General features: G+C 55.6%; 19 protein-coding genes and 1 tRNA gene. 15 read left to right on the top strand and 5 right to left on the bottom strand.

From position 1 onward, the window contains the following. The first annotated feature begins 131 nt into the window (after positions 1–131). Together ACP5OT_RS06095 and argC are read left to right on the top strand one after the other, a co-directional pair. A tRNA-Gly gene (locus ACP5OT_RS06095) sits at positions 132–207 on the top strand. 491 nt (positions 208–698) lie between these two features. Further along, on the top strand, positions 699–1,703 hold the full coding sequence (argC, locus tag ACP5OT_RS06100) for an N-acetyl-gamma-glutamyl-phosphate reductase (protein WP_424675106.1): 1,005 nt from the start codon (positions 699–701) through the stop codon (positions 1,701–1,703). A gap of 73 nt (positions 1,704–1,776) precedes the next feature. Here the strand turns inward: argC and ACP5OT_RS06105 are convergent, their stop codons facing one another. The 4 genes from ACP5OT_RS06105 to ACP5OT_RS06120 form a co-directional block, all read right to left on the bottom strand. After that, positions 1,777–2,883, bottom strand: coding sequence for an ABC transporter ATP-binding protein (locus tag ACP5OT_RS06105; RefSeq protein ID WP_424675105.1), 1,107 nt, complete (start codon positions 2,881–2,883; stop codon positions 1,777–1,779). A 34-nt stretch (positions 2,884–2,917) separates the two neighbouring features. Next, the gene (locus ACP5OT_RS06110) at positions 2,918–3,937 is read right to left on the bottom strand and encodes a LacI family DNA-binding transcriptional regulator (protein WP_424675104.1); all 1,020 of its coding nucleotides are present in this window, start codon (positions 3,935–3,937) and stop codon (positions 2,918–2,920) included. A 169-nt stretch (positions 3,938–4,106) separates the two neighbouring features. Continuing rightward, positions 4,107–5,084: an alpha/beta fold hydrolase gene (locus ACP5OT_RS06115; protein WP_424675103.1), complete on the bottom strand. Its 978-nt coding sequence runs from the start codon at positions 5,082–5,084 to the stop codon at positions 4,107–4,109. Beyond that, positions 5,074–5,838, bottom strand: coding sequence for a ParA family protein (locus ACP5OT_RS06120; protein ID WP_424675102.1), 765 nt, complete (start codon positions 5,836–5,838; stop codon positions 5,074–5,076). The genes ACP5OT_RS06115 and ACP5OT_RS06120 overlap by 11 nt, the downstream gene beginning before the upstream one ends. Before the next feature lie 163 nt (positions 5,839–6,001). On the opposite strand from ACP5OT_RS06120, the gene ACP5OT_RS06125 reads away from it, so the two are divergent. The 7 genes from ACP5OT_RS06125 to ACP5OT_RS06155 are packed head-to-tail and all read left to right on the top strand — an operon-like array spanning position 6,002 to position 11,875. Further along, positions 6,002–7,507, top strand: coding sequence for an HD domain-containing protein (locus tag ACP5OT_RS06125; RefSeq protein ID WP_424675101.1), 1,506 nt, complete (start codon positions 6,002–6,004; stop codon positions 7,505–7,507). A gap of 43 nt (positions 7,508–7,550) precedes the next feature. Next, the gene (nrdR, locus tag ACP5OT_RS06130) at positions 7,551–8,075 is read left to right on the top strand and encodes a transcriptional regulator NrdR (RefSeq protein WP_424675100.1); all 525 of its coding nucleotides are present in this window, start codon (positions 7,551–7,553) and stop codon (positions 8,073–8,075) included. A gap of 23 nt (positions 8,076–8,098) precedes the next feature. Next, the gene (locus ACP5OT_RS06135; RefSeq protein WP_287907001.1) at positions 8,099–8,998 is read left to right on the top strand and encodes a restriction endonuclease; all 900 of its coding nucleotides are present in this window, start codon (positions 8,099–8,101) and stop codon (positions 8,996–8,998) included. A gap of 6 nt (positions 8,999–9,004) precedes the next feature. Beyond that, complete coding sequence (gene fabG / locus ACP5OT_RS06140) at positions 9,005–9,757, top strand: 3-oxoacyl-[acyl-carrier-protein] reductase (RefSeq protein ID WP_424675099.1); 753 nt, start codon at positions 9,005–9,007, stop codon at positions 9,755–9,757. After that, complete coding sequence (gene accC / locus ACP5OT_RS06145) at positions 9,757–11,124, top strand: acetyl-CoA carboxylase biotin carboxylase subunit (protein WP_424675098.1); 1,368 nt, start codon at positions 9,757–9,759, stop codon at positions 11,122–11,124. The genes fabG and accC overlap by 1 nt, the downstream gene beginning before the upstream one ends. Before the next feature lie 19 nt (positions 11,125–11,143). Continuing rightward, a complete protein-coding gene (gene nusB, locus ACP5OT_RS06150; protein ID WP_424675097.1) occupies positions 11,144–11,596 on the top strand; it encodes a transcription antitermination factor NusB in 453 nt (150 codons plus the stop codon). Between the two features lie 30 nt (positions 11,597–11,626). After that, positions 11,627–11,875, top strand: a complete 249-nt coding sequence (locus ACP5OT_RS06155; RefSeq protein WP_012615598.1) for an acyl carrier protein — start codon at positions 11,627–11,629, stop codon at positions 11,873–11,875. A gap of 78 nt (positions 11,876–11,953) precedes the next feature. On the opposite strand, the gene ACP5OT_RS06160 is transcribed toward ACP5OT_RS06155, so the two are convergent. Then, complete coding sequence (locus tag ACP5OT_RS06160) at positions 11,954–12,325, bottom strand: hypothetical protein (protein ID WP_428112449.1); 372 nt, start codon at positions 12,323–12,325, stop codon at positions 11,954–11,956. 96 nt (positions 12,326–12,421) lie between these two features. Here ACP5OT_RS06160 and rlmN point away from each other — a divergent pair, with 96 nt between their 5' ends. The 6 genes from rlmN to ACP5OT_RS06190 all read left to right on the top strand — a co-directional run bounded on the left by rlmN (position 12,422) and on the right by ACP5OT_RS06190 (position 24,864). Continuing rightward, entirely contained in the window at positions 12,422–13,519 is a 1,098-nt protein-coding gene (gene rlmN / locus ACP5OT_RS06165; protein ID WP_428112448.1) for a 23S rRNA (adenine(2503)-C(2))-methyltransferase RlmN, read from the top strand. 49 nt (positions 13,520–13,568) lie between these two features. Beyond that, positions 13,569–14,876, top strand: coding sequence for a histidine--tRNA ligase (hisS, locus tag ACP5OT_RS06170; protein ID WP_428131706.1), 1,308 nt, complete (start codon positions 13,569–13,571; stop codon positions 14,874–14,876). A 44-nt stretch (positions 14,877–14,920) separates the two neighbouring features. Then, positions 14,921–16,207, top strand: a complete 1,287-nt coding sequence (locus ACP5OT_RS06175) for a DUF58 domain-containing protein (RefSeq protein WP_428112445.1) — start codon at positions 14,921–14,923, stop codon at positions 16,205–16,207. Positions 16,208–16,335: 128 nt separating this feature from the next. After that, positions 16,336–17,406: a cobalamin B12-binding domain-containing protein gene (locus ACP5OT_RS06180; RefSeq protein WP_428131652.1), complete on the top strand. Its 1,071-nt coding sequence runs from the start codon at positions 16,336–16,338 to the stop codon at positions 17,404–17,406. A 120-nt stretch (positions 17,407–17,526) separates the two neighbouring features. After that, positions 17,527–23,868 (top strand): SdrD B-like domain-containing protein, encoded by a 6,342-nt coding sequence (locus ACP5OT_RS06185; RefSeq protein ID WP_428131654.1) that lies wholly within the window; start codon positions 17,527–17,529, stop codon positions 23,866–23,868. Positions 23,869–24,033: 165 nt separating this feature from the next. After that, complete coding sequence (locus ACP5OT_RS06190) at positions 24,034–24,864, top strand: hypothetical protein (protein WP_424675091.1); 831 nt, start codon at positions 24,034–24,036, stop codon at positions 24,862–24,864. Positions 24,865–24,905 lie beyond the last annotated feature (41 nt).

Genomic DNA, 24,905 nt, shown 5'->3' on the forward strand with positions numbered 1-24,905 from the left:
GCTACCTTTGCGCTCTTTGCGTCTCTGCGTTTTAGGTCGCTTTGCTACCTTTGCGCTCTTTGCGTCTCTGCGTTTTAGGTCGCTTTGCTACCTTTGCGCTCTTTGCGTCTCTGCGTTTTAGTGCTCCCCGCGCGGGCGTAGCTCAGTTGGTAGAGCATCTGCCTTCCAAGCAGAATGTCGCCGGTTCGAGTCCGGTCGCCCGCTCCATTTTCCCCTCCGCATCCTTGATTTCCCGCTCTCTATATTTAGTGAAACATAGCATCCGATATGTTTCACTAAAAGAATACATTTTGACATAAAGTAACCCCTTTTTTCGTCTACCAATGCTACCACTGCGTTAACATTTCTCTATCTTTCGCCTGATGCAATCATAACACGGCTGTGCTATGGTGATCATGGCGCATCGGTATTGACCGATGATCGTTCATCTGCCGGTTAGCGCCGGCTTGCGCCTGCGTGAAGCAGCGTGTGCGGCCGATGCCTTCCCACTGAGAGGTTCGATGCGCCGACGGGAAGCATCTCGCACAGATGTACGGTCGTCTTTGAGAGGAGGGTGCTGTATGTTTACTCGTCTGCTCAAGTTCTTACGCCGGCTTAGCCAAATCCACCCTGCCGTGATCGCGATTGCGCCTGACCGCACGTGGTAACGAGTACGGTACAATTGAGTAAGGACTCGTTTATCGTATGAGGAGCGCACTATGGCCCGTGTTGGCATTTATGGCGCAACCGGATACACCGGAATTGAGCTACTCAAGCTGCTCTTTCGCCATCCAGAGGTGGAGATTGCCTTTGCCACTGCTCGCTCGGCGGCAGGGCAACGCCTCAGCGAGGTCTTTCCAATTGTGAGCGATTTACGGCTTGTTGCGGTGGAAGAGGTCGATCCTACCGGTGTCGATCTCGTCTTTACGTGTCTCCCGCACAATACCCCCGAGCTTATCCCGATTGTGCAACGTTCACTTGCGGCCGGTGCGAAGGTGATCGATTTCTCCGATACCTTCCGAATCACCGACCCCGATACGTACACAGCTCGACGGGGTAAACCACACCCGGCACCAGAATTGCTCGCCATAGCGGTGTATGGCTTACCGGAACTCCACCGCGAACGGATTCGTCAGGGGCGGCTGGTAGCGAATACCGGATGTTATCCATTGACCGCCATTCTGCCACTGGTGCCATTAGTCCGCGCCAACCTGCTCGCCGACCCAACGGTGATTGTCGACAGCAAATCCGGCGTCTCCGGTGCCGGTCGTTCGCTATCTCTCAAAACCCATTTCGGTGAAACGCACGAGACGTTTAGTGCCTACAACGTCGGCCGCGTTCATCGCCATCTGGCCGAAATGGAGCAAGAGACCGGCTTGCACATTATCTTCGCACCGCACCTCTTGCCCGTCTTCCGTGGCATCCTGTCAACGATATATGTCAACCTGAAACCAGATGTCGATGACACGACGCTCGCTGCCGTCTACGCCGACGCTTACTCTACCGAACCGTTTGTTCACGTGTTACCGGCCGGTCGGCTACCGGAACTGCGCCACGTCCAACATACCAATCATGTGGTCATCGGCTACCAGATGGTCGAACCGGGGCGAGCAATTGTGGTCGCAGTCGTCGACAATTTGGTCAAAGGCGCATCAGGACAGGCCGTGCAAAATATGAACCTGATGTTAGGTTTCCCCGAAACCACCGGATTACCCCTAATGTAGGGACGCACGGCCGTTGTAGACGCACGACGTGCGTCCCTACAACGGCCGTGTCCCCCCCACCACCATTCATACATTACGTCAACGCCTTTTCATTCTCCCGATCGAAGATGTGCATCTTCTCCATATCGAAGACGACCTCGATCGTATGACCAGTCCGAGCCGTTGAGCGCGGATCAAAGCGGCCAATGAATTCTTTGCCGCTATTCTCAACGTAGGCGTAGATTTCAGACCCCATCGGCTCAACCACGTTGACCGATGCTTTCACCTTCGCCCGCTCGTCCACGCCACGCGGCACATAATGGGCATCGTGCAGGTCTTCTGGGCGAATGCCGAAGTAGACCGTCTTGCCGATATGACTGCTCACGTGATCGAGCTTGCTCTGTGGTATCGGTAAAACAAACTCTTTCCCGACCACCACACGTACCCCACCGTCAGTACGTTCGAGCCGCGCCTCGAAGAAGTTCATTGCCGGGCTGCCGATAAAACCGGCGACGAACATATTCGCCGGGTGATCGTACAGGTTCTGTGGTGTGTCGATCTGCTGCAAAATCCCATCACGCATCACCGCAATGCGCGAACCCATCGTCATCGCCTCAGTTTGATCGTGGGTCACGTAAATGAAGGTGGTCTTAAGCCGCTGATGGAGCTTGCTAATCTCGGCACGGGTTTGCACGCGCAGCTTGGCGTCGAGGTTCGAGAGCGGCTCGTCCATCAAGAAGACTGCTGGGTCGCGCACAATCGCACGACCAAGTGCGACCCGCTGACGTTGCCCACCGGATAGCGCTTTTGGCTTGCGGTCGAGCAGGTGGGCGATACTGAGCATCTCGGCTGCCTCTTTTACCCGCCGGTCGATTTCTGCCTTTGGGACGCGGCGCAGCTTGAGACCAAACGCCATGTTGTCATACACACTCATATGTGGGTAGAGAGCGTATGACTGGAATACCATTGCAATGTCGCGATCTTTGGGTGGAATGTCGGTGACATCACGATCGCCGATGAAGATACGGCCTTCGGTCACCTCTTCCAAACCGGCCAGACAACGTAACGCCGTAGACTTCCCACAACCCGATGGTCCGACCAGCACGAGAAACTCTCCGTCGGCAATGTCGAGGTCGAGATTCTTGAGGACGGTTACTTCACCGAACCGCTTCCACACGTGATCGTACTTGATTGAGGCCATGACCGCTTACTCCTTGGCAAAACAGACGATACCCCTAGTGGACCACACGCGATGGCGTGGCAGTCGAATGACGGATAACCAACCGTAACGGCAGCAACGTTACCGGCAGCGCCGGCCGCTGCTCGATATGGGCAATTAGATAACGAGCGAGTGTTGCACCGAGATCACGACGTGGCGCACGCAGGGTTGTCAACGGTGGGAAGGTATGCGCAGCGAGTGGCAGATCGTCGCAACCGACGACCGATATATCACGACCTACCGTGAGACCGGCATCGCGGATGGCGTGCATTGCCCCAAACGCAAGCGTATCACTTGCTGCCAGTACCGCCGTAGGTGGTGTGCGGGCTGCCAATAGCTCTTGCATTGCTACCATGCCATCATCTTCACTGCTACCGGCTTCAATGACCAACGCCGCTTCACGACGTAAACCGGCAGCATGTAACGCAGCGCGATATCCGGCGTAAAACGGTTCGCTGATGCTGAGATACGATGGAGCCGCTAACAGCGCAATCCGCCGATGACCAAGCCGGATCAAATGTTGGGTCGCCTGCTCTGCCCCGGTGCGGAGGTCGTAGCCGACAATCGGACATGTAACGCCGGCTACCGGCGCACCAATGGCGATGGTAGCAACTCGCGCCGCGGTCAGTAACGCCGGCCGCTCATCCTCGATCTGTAAATCAAAGAGCACAAGACCGTCAACCCGGCCACTACGCGCGAGACGCACGGCTAATTCAGTTTCGCTTTCGGTATCGGTGGGGGCAGCCAGCAAGAGGCAATAACCGGCCGTCGTAGCCGCTTCGCTGAGACCGGCAATGATTTCAGCCGTAGCCGGATCGGCTAACCGCCCGGCAATGCCAGGCGCAACGACGCCAATGGTGCGGGAACGGGTGCGGAGGGAACGGGCACTATGGTTGGGTTGGTAGCCCAGTTCGGCAATTGCCGCCAGTACGCGCTCGCGGGTGGCTTCACTGACCACACCGGTGCCGTTGAGGACATACGAGACGGTAGCGGTTGATACGTGTGCGCGCCGGGCGACATCTCTGATGGTAGCCACAACGGTTGCTCCGCACTTCGAGAACTTAACCGATTAACCACTTAATCGGTTAAGTAGACTATAGCATGGGGTAACTACCTTTGTCAAGTACACCATCAGCATACATTGAGCGGGGTACATGCTCACGTACCCCGCTCGTTATGCTGCTCCACTTCACCGTCAGATGGTCTTATTCCCCGAGCCACAAGCGGATCAGCCGCCGACACTCATTCGGATGCTCTATCGGTGGCAGATGACCACAGACCGGGATAAGCTCACGCTTGGCAGTCGCTATGAGTGCCTGTGCTGCTGCCAGCTCTGCCGGCCGTACCAGCCGATCTGCTTCACCACCGATCAGGAGTGTCGGTGCGTTGATGGTCTGTAATCGCCGCTGCAAAAGCGGATCGGCGGCCATTGTCTGCATGGTGATATACATGCGACCATCGGCACGACCATGGTCGGCCAGGTACGCTTCCCACAACGCCGGATCTGCCGGCGGACTAGCCATGAGCCACGCTGCCATCAGTTGATCGATGGCCGGCATTCCCACAGCCCAACCGGCCCATGTGTTGATCATCGGGCGGGCAAGACCAAGGAAGAGGTCGAATGGTGTACGCACAACGGCCAGGGTGAGGACATCAGGCGTGCCCGGCCGAACTCCAAAACTAACGAGGATCAGCTTGCCGACCCGAGCCGGTTGCGTGGCTGCAACCGTTGCAGCGACTCCTGCCCCAAGCCCGTGCCCCATCAGATCGAAGCGACGTAGCCCCATGGCATTGGCAAAGGCTACCACCTCATCGGCCAGCGTCGCCAGCGTCGGTGCTCCACCACGCGCTGGTGAACCACCACACCCCGGCAGATCGATCGCGTAGCCGGTACGAATGTCGGCTACGCCGATCAACACGTCACGCCATAGCTGACCTGATGCACCAACACCATGGATTGCGATCAGTGGCAAGCCTTCGCCGACACGGCGGTAATATAGTGGCCCGTTTGCCATCCGCACGACTGCCGTCTGAACCGTGGCCTGTGTGGTCGACAAGCGCAAACCCTGTCCGCGGACAATCTCGTTACCCGCCGGAGACATTTCACCAACCTCTGCCTGAGACGGTACTGAAAGACGTAATCCTTGCCCGCGTCGGATCGGCCCGCGCGTTTCATCTGCCATACCGTTCCTCCAATTCAGTTACCAGTGCAGCATACGCCTTCGCTCCCGTACTGTTCGGTGCAAAGGTGGCAATCGATACACCGGCAGCCGGTGCTTCGGCAAGACGAATGGTAAAGGGTATGACGGTTGTAAAGACGAGATCACCGTACTGCGACCGTACTTGCTGCTCAACCTGCTGGCTCAGGTTGGTCCGTCGGTCGGCCATCGTGCAAATGATGCCACCCAGCCGAAGCGGTGGATTAATCTCACGTACCAGTTCGATGGTCGCCTCGAGCTGCGGCAGTGCCCGTAGAGCGTAAGCGTGCAGTTGCAACGGTGCAATGACCGAATCGGCAGCGGCTAATGCGTTTAGGGTAAACAAGCCTAAACTTGGCGGTGGATCGAACAGGATATAATCGTACTCGTTTTGCGCAGCCCGCAACGCTTTACGCAAGAGTAATTCACGCCCGACCCGTCCTGATAATTCGAGTTCGGCACCAGCCAGATCGAGTGAGGCCGGGATGAGATCGAGGCGATCGGCGATCGAGCGGGTTGCGAAACCGATACCGTGTTCCGGGTTAAGCAGCACTTCATACACACTATACGTTATGGTGTTGAGATCGACTCCCAACCCCTGGGTAAGGTTAGCCTGTGGGTCAAGATCGACCAACAACACCCGCCGCCCCCGGTTAGCCAGCATAACACCGAGATTGAGAGCCGTCGTCGTTTTACCGACACCACCTTTTTGCATTGCCAGAGCGATGGTACGAGCCATACCTGCTCCACCGCTTCACCAAAACGTGTCCGAACATAGTTGATTGTACCGTTAAGAGTAACATCAGGCCATAGTTGACATTCCGTCCGTAACATTCCATAATCGCGTTGAAAACAGATAATTACCTACACGTTACTTCCTGCTGCTGTACTAGGAAACCGCTATGAAAAAACTTGGCGTGATCGACCTCGGTTCGAATACGACGCGGCTTATTGTGATGGCGTATGAGCCGGGATATAGCTTTCGCCTCACCGATGAAGTCAGCGAAACGGTACGCCTCGCCGAGGGGATTGGGCCGTCTCGTATGCTGCAACCGACACCCATTCGCCGTGCCGTCGAAGCGCTGCGTATGTTCTACTCACTCTGTCAGTCGACCGGTGTTGATCATGTGATCGCCGTTGGAACGAGTGCCATCCGCGAAGCCGCCAATCAAGATGAGTTTTGGACGGCATTGCGCGAGGTAACAGCGCTCGACTTACGGATTATCTCGGCAGAAGAGGAGGCATATTTTGGCTATTTGGGTGCAATCAACGCCTTACCCCTTCATACTGGCGCCCTGTTCGATACCGGTGGCGGTTCGACTCAAGTCATGGCGGTGCGCAATCGTGAACTCACCCAGAGTTTTTCTGTGCAAGCCGGTGTCGTCCGCTTTACCGAGCAGTATGTGCAGAGTGATCCGGTCAGCCGCGCCGATCTCCGCCGGTTGCGTGAAGCCGCGCGTACAGCATTTGCCCCGATCGATTGGATCGCCGACCTCAGCGACGGTAAATTGGGCGGGATCGGGGGCACCGTGCGTCAACTGGCCCGGATTGATCAAAAAATGCGCCATTACCCGCTTGAACGGGTGCATGGTTATGTCCTCTCCCGTGAGGCAATCGAACGCATCATTGAAGAATTAGCCCGTCGCTCACGCCGCGATCGTTTGCAGATCCCGGGAATGAAAGAGGAGCGGGTAGATATTACCCTGGCCGGTGCTGTGATTATTGCAACATTGATGGATCGCGGAGGATTCGCTAGCCTGCTGGTGAGCGGTCAAGGTGTGCGCGAAGGTATTTTCTATCAGCACTTCCTCGCCGATCAACCACAACCCTTGATCGCCGATCCACGAGGTTTCAGCGTGCTCAATCTCGCTCACCTCACCCACTACGAACCTCAGCACTGCGCGCGTGTTGCCCACCTGAGTCTGTCGTTGTTCGATCAGTTAGCTCCCCTCCACGGCTACGGTGCCTGGGAACGTGAGCTCCTCGGCTATGCCGCCATCCTTCACGACATCGGTATCAGTGTTGGCTATTACGACCATCACAAACACGGTGAGTACCTCATCCACAACGCAACATTGCTCGGCTTCAGTCATCGCGAGATCGTGATTATCGCCAGTTTGGTACGTAATCATCGCAAGGGCTGGGGTGAATTAGCCCCCTACGCGCCCATCCTAACCCCAGACGACGAAACCCGCATCGCGCGTCTGAGCGCAATGCTGCGCTTGGCCGAATACCTTGAGCGAAGCAAAAGTCAGATTGTGCGCGATGTGCGCGTACACCTCGGCGAAGAGATCGTCATTGACATTCTGGCCGATGGTGATGCGCACGTGGAAATCTGGGAAGCCTCGCGCCGGAGCGGGCTGCTCCGGCGTAGCTTTGGGCGTGATGTGCAGATCAGAGCCGCATGAGCGTATGCTATAATGCCTTAAAGCAACAAAGAGGAAGTTGTTCATGCGGTGCCCAATTTGCCACTTTCCAGAGACCGATGTGATCGATACCCGTAAGCTGTATGAGGGCGAGGTGATACGTCGCCGGCGAAAATGTCGCGCCTGCGGACGACGGTTTACGACCTACGAGCGGATCGAATCGGTTAGTCTGATGGTCGTCAAAAAGGACGGTACCCGTGAACCGTATGATCGCGAGAAGATCGCCCGCGGTGTGCGCACCGCCTGCTACCGTCGCCCTGTTTCGGCTGATGCGATTGAGCAATTGGTCAATGAAGTAGAAACAGCAGTGATGGCAACCGATCAGCAAGAAATTAGCTCGCAATTCATCGGTGATGCGGTGATGCATCGATTACGCGATCTCGATGAAGTGGCTTATATCCGGTTTGCCTCGGTGTATCGCTCGTTTGCCGACATCGGTAAACTCCGGGAAGCAGTTGATGAATTGTTAGAACGCGAAGGTACTCGGAACAGTCATTTATCGGCTGTCACCACCGATCAGGGCACCACCGATAACCACAGCCGTATGTAATCGTTAGATGAGGATTGGGGACTATGAACGTCGAAACGACACCACAACCGGTGTCAGAACCAACCGTAAAACCGTCGTTATGGCAACGGATTGTTCATTCGTTTCGGGCCATCGAGTGGCTTCAGGTGCTGCTGGTTGGCCTGATTACGGCCATTGCATGGTGTTCGCTCTTCTTGGCCAATAATTTCTTGCAGATTTTGGCCGGTGTCGTGCCGGTGTTGGCCGGGATCTATCTCGGTCGCAAGATTCGGAGTGAACCGTTAGCCAACGGTCTTGCCCTTGGCATAGTAACGTTTCTCTTCGGCTTGGCGATCATGGCCGGCTACGGGTTGGTCGGTGAGGCCGGTATCGCTCCGATGCCGGTCATCCAACTCGACACCGCGCAGCCACCGGCTCCCGCGACATTGATAGATTTACTTACCATCTATTTCATCTTCTCGGCATTTGCCCTCATTCCATTCCCGGCATTTGGCACCGTTATGTCGGCGCGGGCCGAAGAGCGGAATCGCCAGATGCAACGGGAAATCGCCGAACGCGGCGGACGCCTCGAACGCCCCGGTGTGGTCCGCACGCTCGAAGACCTGCAAGGACTGTCGCTGCCTCAGTTGGGGTCGTATGTGCTGAACCTCTTTCGCAAGAAGGGCTTTGAGTTTACGGATTATCGTTTTACCGATAAAGACAAACACCTCGATCTCTTCCTTTCTTATGAAGGCGTGCCGTATCTCCTCCGCCTCTCAGTGGCCGATAAGGTTCGACCCGGTACCCTCGAGAGTTTGTTGCAAGATATGAAGCGGTTGGGTGTGCCAAAAGGCGTTGTTATTACGTCAACTGAATTTACGCCTGATACCGTCAAAGCGGCCGGTGGCCGCCGTAATGTGATCCTGATCGATGGCAAGACGCTGTTTGCGATTGCAGAGGGGTAGCCGACCATGCTCCTTGATCTGAATGGGCGCGTTGCAATTGTCACCGGTGGTAGTCGCGGTATTGGCCGCGCAATCGCCGAGCGGTTGGCCGCAAGCGGTGCGGCTGTCGTGGTGAATTATCGCGGTAACGCTGCTGCCGCCGAGGAAACGGTCACCGCAATTCACGCTGCCGGTGGCAGGGCGGTAGCCGTGCAGGGTGATGTCGGCCAGCCGGCTGATGTCGAACAGATTGTCAAAACGACCCTCGAACAGTTTGGTCGAATCGATATTCTGGTGAATAACGCCGGTATTACCCGCGATACGCTCATCCTCCGTATGAAGGAGAGCGATTTCGATGAGGTTATCGCAACCAATTTACGCGGTGTCTTTCTCTGTACACGCGCAGTGCTACGCCCAATGACCAAGCAGCGGTTTGGTCGGATTATCAATATTACCTCGGTGATCGGTTTGATCGGCAATGCCGGTCAAGCGAACTACGCGGCGGCAAAAGCCGGTATCATCGGTTTCACCAAATCCACTGCCCGTGAGATGGCAAGCCGTGGGATTACGGTAAACGCTATCGCTCCCGGGTTTATCGAAACTGAAATGACCGCCACGCTCAGTGAGGAGACGCGCAAAGCTATTCTGGCAACAATCCCCCTCGGCCGGTTCGGCCAGCCGGCCGAAGTTGCGGGTTTGGTGTGTTTCTTGGCCTCTGATGCCGGCGCATATATCAGCGGTCAAACGCTGACGATCGACGGCGGGATGGTGATGTCCTGATGATTCGCAAAGTTCTTGTAGCAAACCGCGGCGAAATTGCCGTGCGTATCATTCGGGCCTGCCAAGAGTTAGGCATTCGGACGGTCGCCGCTTATAGTACTGCCGACCGTGATTCGCTCGCTGTTCGTTTAGCCGACGAAGCGGTGTGTATCGGGCCGCCCCCACCGGCAAAGTCGTACCTCAATGCGCCCGCACTGATCAGCGCTGCCCTGATCACCGGCTGTGATGCAGTCCATCCGGGCTACGGCTTCCTCTCGGAGAACCCCTATTTTGCCGAGATGTGCGCCGATTGTAATCTGATCTTCGTCGGTCCACCACCTGAACCGATCCGTCTGATGGGGGATAAGGCGATTGGACGCGAAACCATGCGTAAAGCCGGTGTGCCGACCGTACCCGGATCGGACGGCGAGGTACGCTCGCTCGATGAGGCAATCGATATTGCACGCCAGATCGGCTACCCCGTCTTACTGAAACCGTCCGGTGGTGGCGGTGGGCGCGGCATGCGCGTCGCGTATGATGAAGCCGATCTCCAACGTGCCTTCGCAACCGCCCGCGCCGAGGCCGAAGCAGCCTTTGGCAATGGTGCGCTCCTCTTGGAAAAGTATCTAACCCGGGTCCGCCACGTCGAAATTCAGGTGCTCGCCGATAAGTACGGTCACGCCATTCACCTTGGTGAGCGCGATTGCTCCGCGCAACGTCGTCACCAGAAGATCGTCGAGGAAGCACCATCACCGGTTGTGACCCCTGAATTGCGGGCACGAATGGGCGCCGATGCGGTGCGTGGGATTACGTCGATCGGGTATGTCAACGCCGGTACCCTCGAGTTTCTCCTCGATGAAGAGGGTAACTATTACTTCATCGAAATGAATACGCGCATTCAGGTTGAACATCCGGTAACCGAACAAGTGACCGGCGTTGATTTGGTGCGTTGGCAGTTGCTGATCGCCAGCGGTGAACGCTTGACGCTGCGTCAAGAAGACATTACAATAGCGCGGCACGCTATCGAATGCCGGATTAACGCCGAGGATCCGGAGCGTGACTTCTTACCGGCAAGTGGCGAGGTGGAGTTCTATCTCCCACCTGGTGGCCCTGGAGTGCGGGTTGACTCGCACCTCTACTCAGGATATATGCCACCCGGTAACTATGATTCGTTGTTGGCGAAAATTATTACCTTTGGTGATACACGTGATGAGGCGCTTAACCGGATGCGGCGAGCGCTGAATGAGTGTGTGATTACCGGTATCAAAACAACCATCCCGTTCCAATTGGCGTTGATCGACGACCCTGAATTTCGCGCCGGGAGGATCCATACCGGCTATGTCGCCGAATTGCTCCGCCAATGGAAAGAGTCACTCAGCCCGGCGTAAGTCGGTCTGCGGGATGTGTATGGGGAGGGTACGCTTGGCAAGTCAGCGGCATCGCGTGCGGATCGCAGCGCTACAGATCCTGTTCGAGGTCGACGAAACCGATCACGCAATCGATCAGGTACTCGAACGCCGACTTACTGATGAACCAATGTCGGCTGAAAGCGCTGAGTTTTTGCGTCGCCTGGTGTTCGGTGCTTGGGAACATCGATCGTACCTCGACCGGATTATCGAGGAAGCAGCTCCAAACTGGCCGGTCAACCACATGCCCGGCGTCGATAAGGCAGTGTTGCGGATCGCACTCTTTGAGCTGTTGATCGATGAGGTAGAGAAGACGCCGATTAAGGCAGTGATTAATGAAGCAGTCGAACTGGCAAAAGAGTTCGGCAGCGATAATTCTAGTCGGTTTGTGAACGGCGTGCTCGGTACGGTAGTGACCCGCTACCTCGCCGAGCGCGAGGCAAATGAGGGATAGGTCTTTTTGAAAGGAAGGAATACAACGAGTATGGCTTCGCCTGAAATGGAGGAACGCCTGCGCAAGATTATTGTCGATCAGCTCGGCGTGGATGAAGCGCAGGTCGTGCCGAGCGCATCGTTTACGAAGGATTTAAACGCCGACTCGCTCGATTTGGTCGAACTGATTATGTCAATTGAGGAAGAGTTCGGTGTCGAGATCCCTGATGAAGATGCCGAGAAGATTCAGACGGTCGCCGATGCGCTCCAGTATCTTGAAACACATCAGAGTAATGAGTAGGTAGCATACCGACGCGTATATCTGAAAGGGGTGAGGTATGGCCTCACCCCTCTTCGTGTCTGTTCCACGCCTGGACCGTCACGAGATCGTCAACGGATGTGCCACCCCATTGACGATGACGGTATACTCGCCAGGCGTAAACGTCCCCTCGATCATCACCCGTTGATCGAACACGGGAGCAATCGCCGTACATACCTCGGCACCACTATGGATAGCCTTCACGGTTATCGTGATAGTGTTGCCGTCACGGTGCTGGGTAATGCTGGCTAACGTTGTGCAACCATCGCCTAAATGCCCGACAATGTGTGCTTGCACCCGCGGTGGATTGGATTCCATTACCACCAAATCAACCCGATCAATAGTTATTATACCCGGTCGCAAAGACTGTACACACGCTGTCAGCAAGAGCGTCAATCCGATAATAACCACGATAACCAAGCGACGGATCATGCTCCCCTCCTCTATCTGTTAGCTTATCCATTGTGCAGACGGTAGCAACAACCGATTGGTTCCTAATCGGTATCTTGTCCATGACAACGTGGTACAATGGAACATGCTATGGAACAACGCTGTCTGTATGATTACAACCTCGCTGAACTAACTGAACTCCTTAAAGGGTGGGGGGAGCCATCGTTTCGCGCTCGCCAACTCTACCGCCATTTGTACGTGAACCTCACCGCTAGCATCGAGCGGATGACCGATCTCCCAGCCACCCTACGCGTTCGCCTGGCCGAGCTACCGCTTTCAACATTGCGTCTCGAACGAGTACAGACCGGCGATGCGGGTCTGACCCGTAAAGCCTTATTCCGTTTGCCCGATGGCGCAGTGGTCGAGACGGTGTTGATGGTCTATCCCAACCGTTCAACGGTTTGCGTTTCAACCCAAGCCGGTTGTGGGATGGGTTGTGTCTTCTGCGCAACCGGTCGGCTGGGCTTGCTGCGGAACCTAAGCAGCGGCGAGATCGTGGCGCAAGCGATATGGGCCTCGCAAGAACTGCGCACGATGAATGCCGCCGGTCCCACCGGCAGAGTGACCAATCTGGTCTTTATGGGGATGGGTGAACCATTCGCTAATTATGATCGGTGGTGGCAAGCCGTTGAACGATTGCACGACCCGCAAGGCTTTAACCTTGGCGCCCGCAGTATGACCGTCTCAACCGTCGGGCTGGTGAAAGGGATTGAGCGATTGGCGAACGAACGATTGCCGGTCAATCTTGCGATCTCGCTCCACGCACCTGATGATACCCTGCGGAGCGAATTGATGCCGGTCAATCGCCGCTATCCCATTGCTGAACTGATGGCGGCAACGCGACAATACATCACCAAAACACGACGACGGGTTTCTTTTGAATATGTTCTGTTGCAAGGCAAGAACGATCACCCGCATCAGGCCATCGCTCTCGCCCGTCTGCTGCGACGCGAAACTCCACCGGGGCCAATGCTCGTTCACGTTAATCTGATCCCGTGGAATCCGGTACCCGGTACGCCCTTGGGACGTTCAGAATGGGAACGGGTGACTGCCTTTCAGCAGATCTTGACCGACTACGGTATCCCCTGTACCGTGCGGGTTGAACGTGGCATCGAGATTGCTGCGGCTTGTGGTCAGTTGGCCGGTCAAACCACACTGATGGTTGAGATAACGTAGAATGTACGTGGTTGCTCGATAAATGCTGTAGAGACATGCCATGGCTGTTATGCAAAACGTGAAAGGAATGCGCGATCATCTGCCGACAGATATGATGCTGCGGCAGTATATCGTTAGTACGCTTACCCGTATCAGTGAAGCGCACGGCTTCGAGCCTTTACAAACCCCGATTATCGAGTATGCCGAAACGCTTGAGGGCAAGCTTGGCGAGGATGAAAAGCTGATTTATCGCTTTGAAGATCATGGTGGACGTCGGCTGGCGTTACGCTACGATCAGACCGTACCGCTTGCCCGTGTGACTGCCCAATATGCCGGCCAGTTGATGTTACCTTGGCGTCGCTATGCCTACGGGCCAAGCTATCGGGGTGAACGGCCCGCGCGCGGACGCTATCGCGAGTTTTACCAGTTTGATATCGATATCGTTGGTAGTGCCTCGCCGTTGGCCGATGCCGAGATTGTCGCAATGCTGTGTGAAGCGCTTTCGACGCTCGGCTTTCCTGACTTTGTGACCCTGCTCAATCACCGCCAGATTATCGGTGGGATTGCGCGCGTCAGTGGTCTCTCGGAGGAAGCTGCCGGTGGGGTCTATCGCGCTATTGATAAGTTCGACAAGATCGGTGTCGCCGGCGTCCGTAACGAGTTGCTGAAAGCAGGCGTCGATACCGGCGCTGCTGATCGGATTCTCGAACTCGTGCAGATCGATGGCTCCGCCGACGAGGTACTCGCGGCACTTGCCCAACGTCTCGCCGACGACGAGCGGGCTGTCGCTGCGATTGCCAATCTGCGTTCAATCCTTGACGGTTTAGCTGCAATGGGGGTGCCGACCGATCAATACCGTGTTGCGCCACGTCTCGCCCGGGGTCTCTCTTACTATACCGGTGTCGTTTTTGAGGCAACAACCCCGCACTGGCCAGAAGGTTCACTGCTCGGTGGTGGTCGGTATGACGACCTGATCGGTCTGTTCGCCGGACGTACCATCCCCACGGTAGGCCTTGCGTTCGGTATCGACCGTCTCCACGATGTGATGCTCGAACTCAACCTTGGCCCACGCCCGCGCACGACTGCGGTCGCGTATGTTACCCTGTTTAGTGGAGATTACGTCGCAGTCAGCCTCACTTTGGCCGCCGAACTGCGCGCTGCCGGGATCAATACACTCATCGCCCTCGAACCGGGCAACCTCGGCAAGCAATTCAAAGAAGCTGATCGCCGTGGGGTTCGCTTTGCTCTCGTCCTTGGTCCCGATGAGCTAGCACGTGATGAAGTGGTGGTGAAAGATCTCCAGCGTGGTGAGCAACGTTCACTCCCACGTGCCGCCGTTGCCGGTTTGCTGGCCGAAGCACTTACTGAAGGGAAGTAGATAACTGCTCGGGCGACAGAGCTGTCTGCCCGAGCTGACCCTCTATGAATACAACCCGACCGATCTTTATCTTACTGCTTGCCGGTACAAGTTACCTCGCTGCCCAAACAACCGGTCAGCGTCTCTTTTTTCATCTCAGCTATATTCTGGCCGGGCTGCCCCTCGTGGCGCTGATCTGGACGTGGCTTAACTTACGTGGTCTGCGCATCGAGCGCGCCCATACCTCCTTGCGGGCCAGCGTTGGTGAATATATCCGCGAACGGATTACCATTCATAACCGATGGTGGTTACCCAAACTGTGGATCGAACTCCACGATGAGTCTGATCTGCCGCAGCACGAGTCCGGTTTCGTAACCTACTTGGCAGGCCGCGAATCAACCCGTTGGACAACCCGCACGCTCTGTACCCAACGTGGCCGATTTCGCCTCGGTCCAACCCGCGTTATCAGTAGCGATCCGTTTGGCCTCTTCCGCTTCTCACGCCTGATCCCCGGTAGTGGTGAACTTATCGTCTACCCCGCCTCTGAAATCATCGCTACATTCCGCCTCCCCTCTGCCGAACGGTCCGGCGGTGCGAGCAATTTGGTGCGTGTCCACAGTGTTACCCCCAACGTTGCCACCATCCGCGATTACCAACCCGGCGATGGCTTCAACCGCATTCACTGGCGCAGCACGGCTCGTTACAACCGTCTCATGGTCAAAGAATTCGAGCTTGATCCGGCGGCAGACATCTATCTCATTCTCGACCTCAATGAACAGGCAGTCACGCGGATCGACGCACCGACGCTGCTCGCTCATGAACGGGCCGGTGTACCGTGGTGGCAGCGCCAACCGACAATCCACCGTCACGTCTCTCCCATCTCAACTGAAGAACAAGCCGTCACGGTAGCGGCATCGCTCGCGCGCACGCTGCTCAACCAAGACCGAATCGTTGGGCTTTTAGCGTGGGGCGAACGGCTGGAAGTCATCCCCGCCGAGCGTGAGGAACGTCAATTATGGAAGATGCTCGAACTACTGGCCGTCTTACGTGCGACCGGGCAACACACCCTTGCCGAACTCCTCATCGCTGAAGGACAGCGCTTTGGACGCGACACAACACTGATCATCATCACTTCTGATCTCGATCCCCGTTGGCTGGCAGCACTGCAACACCATCTCTACCGCGGCACACACGCCGTTGTTATCTTCATCGATCCGCAGAGTTACGGTGGCCGTTACGATCCGGCGCCTCTCCTCAACCACCTTATTGCCCTACATATCGATGTGTATCGTCTCCAACGAGGTGATGCACTGGCCGATGCATTACGGCAACCGATCGTGGTAACAAGGTAAACGTGTTACGATATTCACCCTCTTGTTCGTTGACACGTTGCAACTTGTTTTCAGTCCATGATGCAGATACACTATTCCCAGATATCGCATTCCGTGCCGTGTTCATCATTTCATCAAGGATAACCGCAATGACAATTTCCATGCCCGGCGAGTTCCAGCGTCGCTATCTCGCGGCAATGCTGCACGGCAGCGGACGGGATGCTGATCGTGTGGTCGAACAGGCACTGGCCCAAGGGATCAACGCGCCGCACATTTACCTCGATATTTTCCAGCCCACTGCCTATGAGATCGGTCGACTCTGGCAAGTAAATCGGATCAGCATTGCACAAGAGCACCTCGCTACGGCAATCATCGAACGACAGATGGGTGAACTACATCCCTATTTTCGGCCCCGCATGCGGCGTCAGCGGCGAATCGTGCTCGGCTGTGCACCTGATGAATGGCACCGTGTCGGTATCCGCATGGTGGCCGATTTTTTTGAAGCTGAAGGTTGGGAAGTCATCTATCTCGGCGCTGCCGTACCGATACCGGCGTTCGTCGATGCGATCAAGATCGCTCAACCCGATCTCGTCGGGGTCTCAGCGGCAATGGTGTTTCATCTGCCACACGTCACCCATCTGGTGCGAGCATTGCACGCCGCCGATCTTGATGGTATTCCACTAATGGTGGGTGGATTGCCGTTTGTCCGTCAACCCGGCTTACACCGTGCTCTCAACATCCACCTCAGTGCGCCCAACGCTGCTGCTGCAGTTGCTGCGGCTAATCATGCGTTTCCTGTTCCAATCCGCGTACCATCCACACCTCACAGTAATGCTGCACTGCATGCCGTACAAGCCCTCCGTCGTCAGATCATCGACCGCGCAACGACGCTCGCCCTGCAACAGCATGATGAGACACAGTCTCTTGGTGCGCAAGCCCCTACGATTATTGCAGCCGGATACGAGTTTGTCACGCGCACCCTGGAAGCAGCCCTCGCTCCCGGTCAACCGGAACTGCTCGACGAACAGATACGCTGGGGAAACGAACGCCAGCTCTACGATGGGGTTATGCCTGAACACGTGCTACACCGCCTCGAAATCTACGATGCAGTGATCCGTGAACTACTGCCGGCTGAGGTGGTTGAGATCGTCACCGTGTATACAGAACGCATGATCGCCTTACAACGTTCGCTGATCGGAAACATCACTGCATCAACCTAGTACTAACGGCTGATGGGAGCAAATGCTTATTGTCGCGGTAATCTGATACCAATATGATAGAATTGTTGTACTACGATACCAAATTATAGATTGCACTTGTTGTTCGGCAAAGGGAACATTATGTCACAACAGTCGTCAGTAATCATTCCACACCCATACCGAAAAAACCGGGTCATTATCTCGCTCATCGTGACCATCCTTTTGGTGAGTATTCTCTTCGGCGCAGCCATAACTGCATTTGCCGCCGGTACACTGACCGTACATGTCTACACCGATACCAATCGTAACGGTCTGGACGATGATGGGCCGGGCAATGGCATCGCCGGTGTACTCGTATCGGTCTATACCGCCGATAGTGTGCTGGTTGGATTGAATACAACCGACAGCAACGGCGACGTGGTGTTTCCGGCACTACCCGATGGTGAATATCGGATCGAGGTTAGCAATCTCGGTGCTCGTGTCGTTTCGGTACCGGGTGCCGGTAACGCTGGCTTACTCTCGTTTGTCACTATCGCCGGTAGTGCAGTCACCCAACGGGTCGGTCTGCGTCCGGCTACACCAACCGATAATAATGCGCCGATCGGGACCCGCAGTATCGTGGCGCGGGTGTGGGATGATCGCGACGCCGACGGTGTCCAAGATGCGGGTGAACCGGGACTGAGCGGTATCCCGGTTCAGTTAATCGATAGTCTCGGCAACCTGGTGGCCGGCCCGGTGAACACCGATAGCCAAGGCCGGGCTATTTTCAACACCGCCCCAACCGGTGCCGGGTACCGATTGCGGATTCTCGCAGCCAATGTTCCCAGCGGTTATATCTTGACACAAGCCTTTGTCAACGATGGCGCCCCTAACCCCGGTATCCGTGACTCGGAGGCCGTCTTGGTAGGCGGGAACGTCGAAGCAACATTACCGAATACCGGCCGCGGTGTGAATGTTGATAGCATTGATATTGGCTTTGCCCAAGGTGCGGTACGTGGCTTTGTCTGGCGCGATAGTAATCGGAATGGCCTGTGGGATGTGGGTGAGCCACGGATCAATGGGGTAACCGTGCAGTTGGTGAATACCACCACAAGTGCGACGATTGCGACAACTACCACTCGCCAACGTATCGGCTCAACCGAACCGGCCGACGGTGGTATCTTTGTCTTTCCCGCCGTGCCATTGGGTGCAACCTATCAGGTGGTTATTCCCAACAGCCAATTTACCGTTGGTGCAAGCTTGTTCGGCGCGGCCAATTCAACCAATGCGACCGGCGGCGATGTTGGGTCACCGGACGGTATACCGAGTGGTGATGTAACCGGTCCCTTATTTTCTCTCACCTCAGGCAGTAATACGCGCAACGACCAGCTCTTCGGCTTCTACAAAGGTGTCGTCGGTGATTACGTTTGGCTCGACGATAACGGGGATAGTTCACCGAATAGCGGTGAAATCGGTGTCAATGGTGTCATCGTCTTTGTTGATGACGGTCGCGGCGGTGGAACCGCGAATAACGGTATTCGTGATGGAGGTGAGATCACTACCGTCACCACGAATAATCCCAACAGCGGCCAACCTGGGTACTACTCGTTCGATGATCTGCCATTAGGAGTGAGCTACCGAATTGTCCTCGATGAGAATAATTTCTTACCAGGTGGTGCGCTGGTCGGGCTAGGTAGCTCAACCGGTACACAGGGTACGAACGGCAACGGGAATACCTATGTATACCGTGATTCAAGCACTCTAAACACCTCATCTCCAGAAGATACGAATGTCGATTTTGGTCTCACGCGGGCGACCATCGGGAACCGCGTCTTTGAGGATCGCAACGGCGACGGCATCTATGACCCCGGTGAACCGGCCATTCCCAATGTAACAGTAAATGCTTACCGCGCTAGTGATGATGTCTTGCTTGGTACCGCGACAACCGATAGTAGCGGCATCTATGCTATTCCCGGCTTACCTGCCGAAGAAATCTATGTCACGTTCGACATCTCAACCGCGGGGGCTGGATACATTGGTTTTGTGGGTAGTATCGCTCCGTCGGGTACTATTATTGACCCATCTGAATCAACATATACCAACTATAGCGATTTGAGCACGAATGTCAGCGGCAGTATTTGGCGTACCGCTACGTTTACGCTCCCTAATCCGGGTGTTATTTATAACGGAATTGACGCCGGCTTTTACCGTCCGGCAAAGATCGTGGTACGGCTTTTCGGAGAAACGGTAAACATTAATAACACACTTGAGACTGGTGAACCCGGTATCGGTGGCGTAGCGGTGACCGTCACTAACACAGCTACCAGTGAGACGACGTCTCTCACGACTAATAACGTGAGTGGTGATGCGATCTTTGAACTTCCCCCCGGATCGTACACCGTTACTGTACCGACCCCAAGCGGCTATCTACCATCGCCTAGCAACAGCGGCAGCCTCAGCTTTTCGAACCTGCTTAGCCAAGATGTTGTCAATGCCGATTTCGGCTACTACCGACCGGGTCAAATCAGCGGCGTGACCTTTTTCGATGCTAACCAGAATAGTACTGCCGACAGTGGCGAGCCGCGTATGCGCAATGTCACGGTCGAATTACTCGATTCGTCAAGCAGCGTGGTTGCTACTACTACCACTTCACCATCCGGCACGTACAGTTTCACTAATCTGTTGCCCGGCAACTATACAGTACGCTTCACCAACCCTGATACCGGCAACTACGTCTTCATTACCGGTGGCGATAGTTCTGTTACAACACCGGGCGCGGTGTCTAACAGCAGCACTGCAACGCTTACGGCACCTTACAACGGCTCACTGACCAATATTAACGCCGGATTCCGCGGTCAAACAACGGTCAGCGGGCGGATCTTCGAGGATAATAACGGTGATAATTTACAAGATACCGGCGATACCAATTTAACCGGCGCAACAGTAGCCTTAACGGTAACAGCCAACTTACCGAATCTCGTTGCTACATTCCCGGCAACGATTACTACCGCGCCGCCTAACTATCAATTCACCGAATTGCCCGGCGGTACTATCGGCACTATTACCTATACCATCACCTTTACCCCACCAACCAGTGGTTACATCGCCAGCGATGCCAATGTCGGTGGTGACGATGCGATTGATAGCGACGGCCCGACCGTCACCGTAACCGGGCCGGCACCCGGTGGTACTCTTGACTTCGATCAAGGTTATTTCCGCAATGTGACCATCACCGCCCGTGTCTTCCGTGAACCGTCGACCGGACGGAATAATCAGTGGGATAGCGGTGAAAATGGCATTACCGGCGTGCGAGTCTGGCTCGAACGACTCGATAGTACTCGCGTGCAGACCGCCACGACAACAACCGGTGGCCTGGTGACCTTCACCGTCCGCCCCGGCTCGTATCAGCTCAACGTTGACGAAACCTCGTCAGCCCTGAGCGGTTTGCAGCCGTCGTCCGGCTCAACTGCGGCGATACCGGTTGTTGGTAGTCCGCTGAGTAGTGGTGGTAGCTCACTGACTGAGACTAGCCCGCCGGGGACAACCCATGTCTTCGGGTTCTTTACCTTCGGCACCGTCAGCGGACGGGTCTTCTTTGACGGGACAACCGGCCCGGCCGACAATTTGGCGACCGGTGAACCGGGTGTAAGCGGCGTCACGGTACAGTTGTTGGATGCCGGCGGGAACCCGATTAGTGGAAAGACGGCGACAACCGATAGCAACGGAAATTTCACCATCACCGATGTTGAGGGCGGTACCTACCGGCTCGAGTTTGTTAATCCTGCCGCTTCCAACTTCAGCTTCGTTGCCGCCAACACGGGCGATAATAACGTGGCTGCAATTGCGAGTAACAATGGTCGCACCAATACCTTCACCGTCATCGATGGACAAACGACGACCCGCAATGCAGCCATCATCGGGCGGAGTACCGTGAACGGTGTGACGTTCGTTGATCAAGCCTACGACGGGCAGCGTGTGAGCGACCCGGGATTAGCCGGTGTGACCGTAACGCTCACCGCAACGATCAATCTACCTAACTTGAATACAACAATTACACGCACGACAAGTAGCGATAGCAACGGGAACTTTAGCTTCACCGGATTGCCAGGTGGTACCTCAACGAGCGAAGCAAGCTTTAGTCTTACCTTCACTCCACCGTCGGTAACACCACCCTATCAGGTCACACAGGCCGATATAGGCGATAATGCCACCGATAGCGATGGCGCCACCGAATTGAGTAGCCAAGCACTCGGCGTCGGTACAACCGAGAGCCGCGATCAGGGCTACTACCAAGCAGTGATCGTGCAAGCACGAGTCTTTAACGAGACGGTGACGATCAACAACACATTTGAGAGCGGTGAAAACGGTTTACGAGCAGTGCTGGTTAACATCAGCGGGCCGGTTTCCAGTTCACAGCTCACCGATCTGTCTGGGATTGTTACCTTCAGCGGCCCGCCCGGAACGTACACCTTTACCGTGCCGACCGATCCGACCGGGTATATTCGCTCACCGGGCAATAGCGGTACGGCTAGCACCGGTCTAGTACTGAGCGGTCAAACCCCCGATCCAGTCCCGTTCGGGTATTATCGGCCGGCTCAGATTAGCGGCACTGTGTGGTTCGATGTTAACAGCAACGGCCTGTTTGACAGTGGTGAGCCGGGTATGGAGAACATCAATGTTACCTTGAACGGTAACAGCAGTGGTCCTCGCCCACCGGTCACTACTGATGGCAACGGTTCGTTCACGATAACCAACATCGAGCCGACCGGTCTCACTAACACGTCTTACCAGCTCTGCTTCGCATTACCTGCCGGCTTCACCTTTACCAGCCTTGGCGACACATTAACCACCGATAACAATAGCGATGCCAACCTTACAACCGGGTGTACGGTCGCTTTCTCGATCACCTCAGGTGCCAACCTGACGTATATCGATGCCGGGATGATCGGTACCTTATCAATCGGTGATCTAGTGTGGGAGGATGCGAACGCGAATGGTATTCAAGAAAGTGGTGAGCAGGCGCTTGACGGGGTGGTGATCACGGTAAACGTAGCGACTACCGGCAACGTGATCAACGCCACGAATCCGTCATTTACGTTCAGCACCACCTCAACAACGGGCACCGGCCTCGCACCAAACTATACGATTGGTAACATCCCACCAGGTAGCACGGTCACAATCCAATCGGTGAGCCGGTTCGGTTACGTGCTGTCACCGGCGAATCAAGGCAGTAACTCGTCTATCGATAGCAATGCGGTTGGTGAGAGCATTACGCTCACGACCAATAACCCCACGATTGACTTTGGCCTCTACCGAACTACTGCAATTGGCAATCTGGTTTGGTTTGATGCAAACGGCAACGGGCTGCGTGACACCGGTGAGCCGGGGGTCGGCGGCATAACCGTTGCCCTCCGCAACAGTAGTGGGTCTACAATCACGACGACCACAACCCTTGGTGATGGCAGCTATGCCTTTAACAATGTGACACCGGGCACCTATTCGCTCCAGATCACCCTGCCGGCCGGGTATACTACGACCAACAATGGCAGTGGTTCTATCACCGTCGATGATGACAACGACTTCCGTACCGATGGCACAACCGCCAATTTCACCATCCTAAGCGGACAAGCCTTAGGCAGTATCGATGCCGGCCTCCGCGGTACCGGTGGGGTAAGCGGTATTGCGTGGTTCGACACGAATGAGAACAACCAACGTGATCTGACAGAAACCGAGCGGCTCGCCGGTGTACAAGTGACGGTTACGTATACACCAACCTTACTGACCGCTTATGCGCAAACGGTGCAGACGACAACTGATACCAGCGGAGCATACAGTGTCACCGGTCTGCCACCGGGTCAGGTCACCGTTACCTTCACCGACCGGAACGGGTATGTACCGGCTCAACCGAATATCGGGGATGACGCAACCGACAGCGATGGTCCTGTAGTGACATTTACGCTGACCGCCGGTCAGCAAGCTGTCGTCGATATGGGGTATTACAAACGGGTACTGGTCTATTTACCGATGACCATCGTTCAGATACCGCCAGACCTGATTGTCACCGTGCAAGCGACCCCAACCAGTCCAAACAAGAATACACCGGTCACATACCGCGTCACAGTGACGAACATCGGACGCGAACCAGCCAGTAATTTCTGGGTCGATCTTTATGTCAATCCATCGCGACCACCGAACGTCAACGAACGCTGGAATGATCTCTCGCGCCAAGGGTTGGCGTGGTTCTTCGACGGCACCCTCCAGCCCGGTGAAAGTGTCACCCTGATCAGTCTGCCGCGCAGTACAACGAACCCACTTGGGTACGATCCGGCCACCAGTTCGTCAACGTGGAATGGACGCCTGCCTCCGGGACGAAATACCATCTACGTCTACGTCGATAGTTGGAACCGCAGTATTACCGGCGATGTGGTCAGTCCGTTTGGAGCCATCGAAGAGGTCAACGAGACCAATAACCGTGCAGAAATTATGATTATGGTCTCGGAATAAACTTCGGTTGCAGCGGAAAGGTTCGGTCAGCAGTGTCCAATCTGTGGTGCTAGGCATTCCACAGATTGGACACTATAGGAATACCAATTGGCTTGCAACCCTGCTATCATAGTTGTACGCCGGCAGCGATAGCCATCATTTCTTGTACCCAACAAGGAGTTGCGTATGCAACGTCGTATGATTAGTTACAGCATGATAATTTGTGGGATTGTGGCGATGATGATCGGTTTCACCCTTTTGCCGCTGCCGGCGTCTTCAACCGCCGCACCAGCCTTACAACCATCACCACGGCCCACGATTCCGCCGGTAACGGTGATCCCGTATAGCGAACCAACACCGGTACCGATGGGACGGATCACCGGAACCATTATCGATCTGCGCACCCATGCTCCAACACCCAATATCGCCGTACAGATCGGAGATGCCGTAGTCTACAGCGATACCAATGGCAACTATGATCGCTGGGTTGAGTCGGGGTATTACACCGTCACCCTCCAATTACGCGACGAGCAGGGGTCACCTGGTCAACCACCACTCACCATTGCGGTCGGCCCCGGTGATACCGTGGTGGCCCATCTCTTCTTTACCAGTCCGGCACCCAACGAATCATCAGCTCCGATAACGATCGAGGCTCCTACAACCGAACCGATAAGCGAGCCGGTAGCAGTTGTACCGGCATTACCAGAGGTCATCCCACCCAAACTGCCGTATACCGGTGTTGCAGATACACCTGCCGCCACCATCGATCGGCAACCCAATCGCCTACCACGCACGGCAACCACCATCCCGTTCAATACCCAATTCTGGTTTGTGATTGGTTTTATCCTGCTTGCTGGCGGGCTTGGTTTGCAGTTTTGGCCGGTTCGACAGCGAATACCATCACCGGCAGTCGAAGACGATGAGCACCTCCTCACTACACTCCTGCAATCACCGCTGCCGGAAGAGGAATTGTTGCATGAGCTGTTGACAGGACGATCAAGAGCTGGAGAGAGATGATAGAGTGGGCAAAGCAGAAATATTTGTGAGGCCCTACTTAC

Origin of the sequence: Chloroflexus sp., assembly GCF_049970315.1 — a bacterium.
In the GTDB taxonomy this organism is placed as follows: Bacteria; Chloroflexota; Chloroflexia; order Chloroflexales; family Chloroflexaceae; genus Chloroflexus.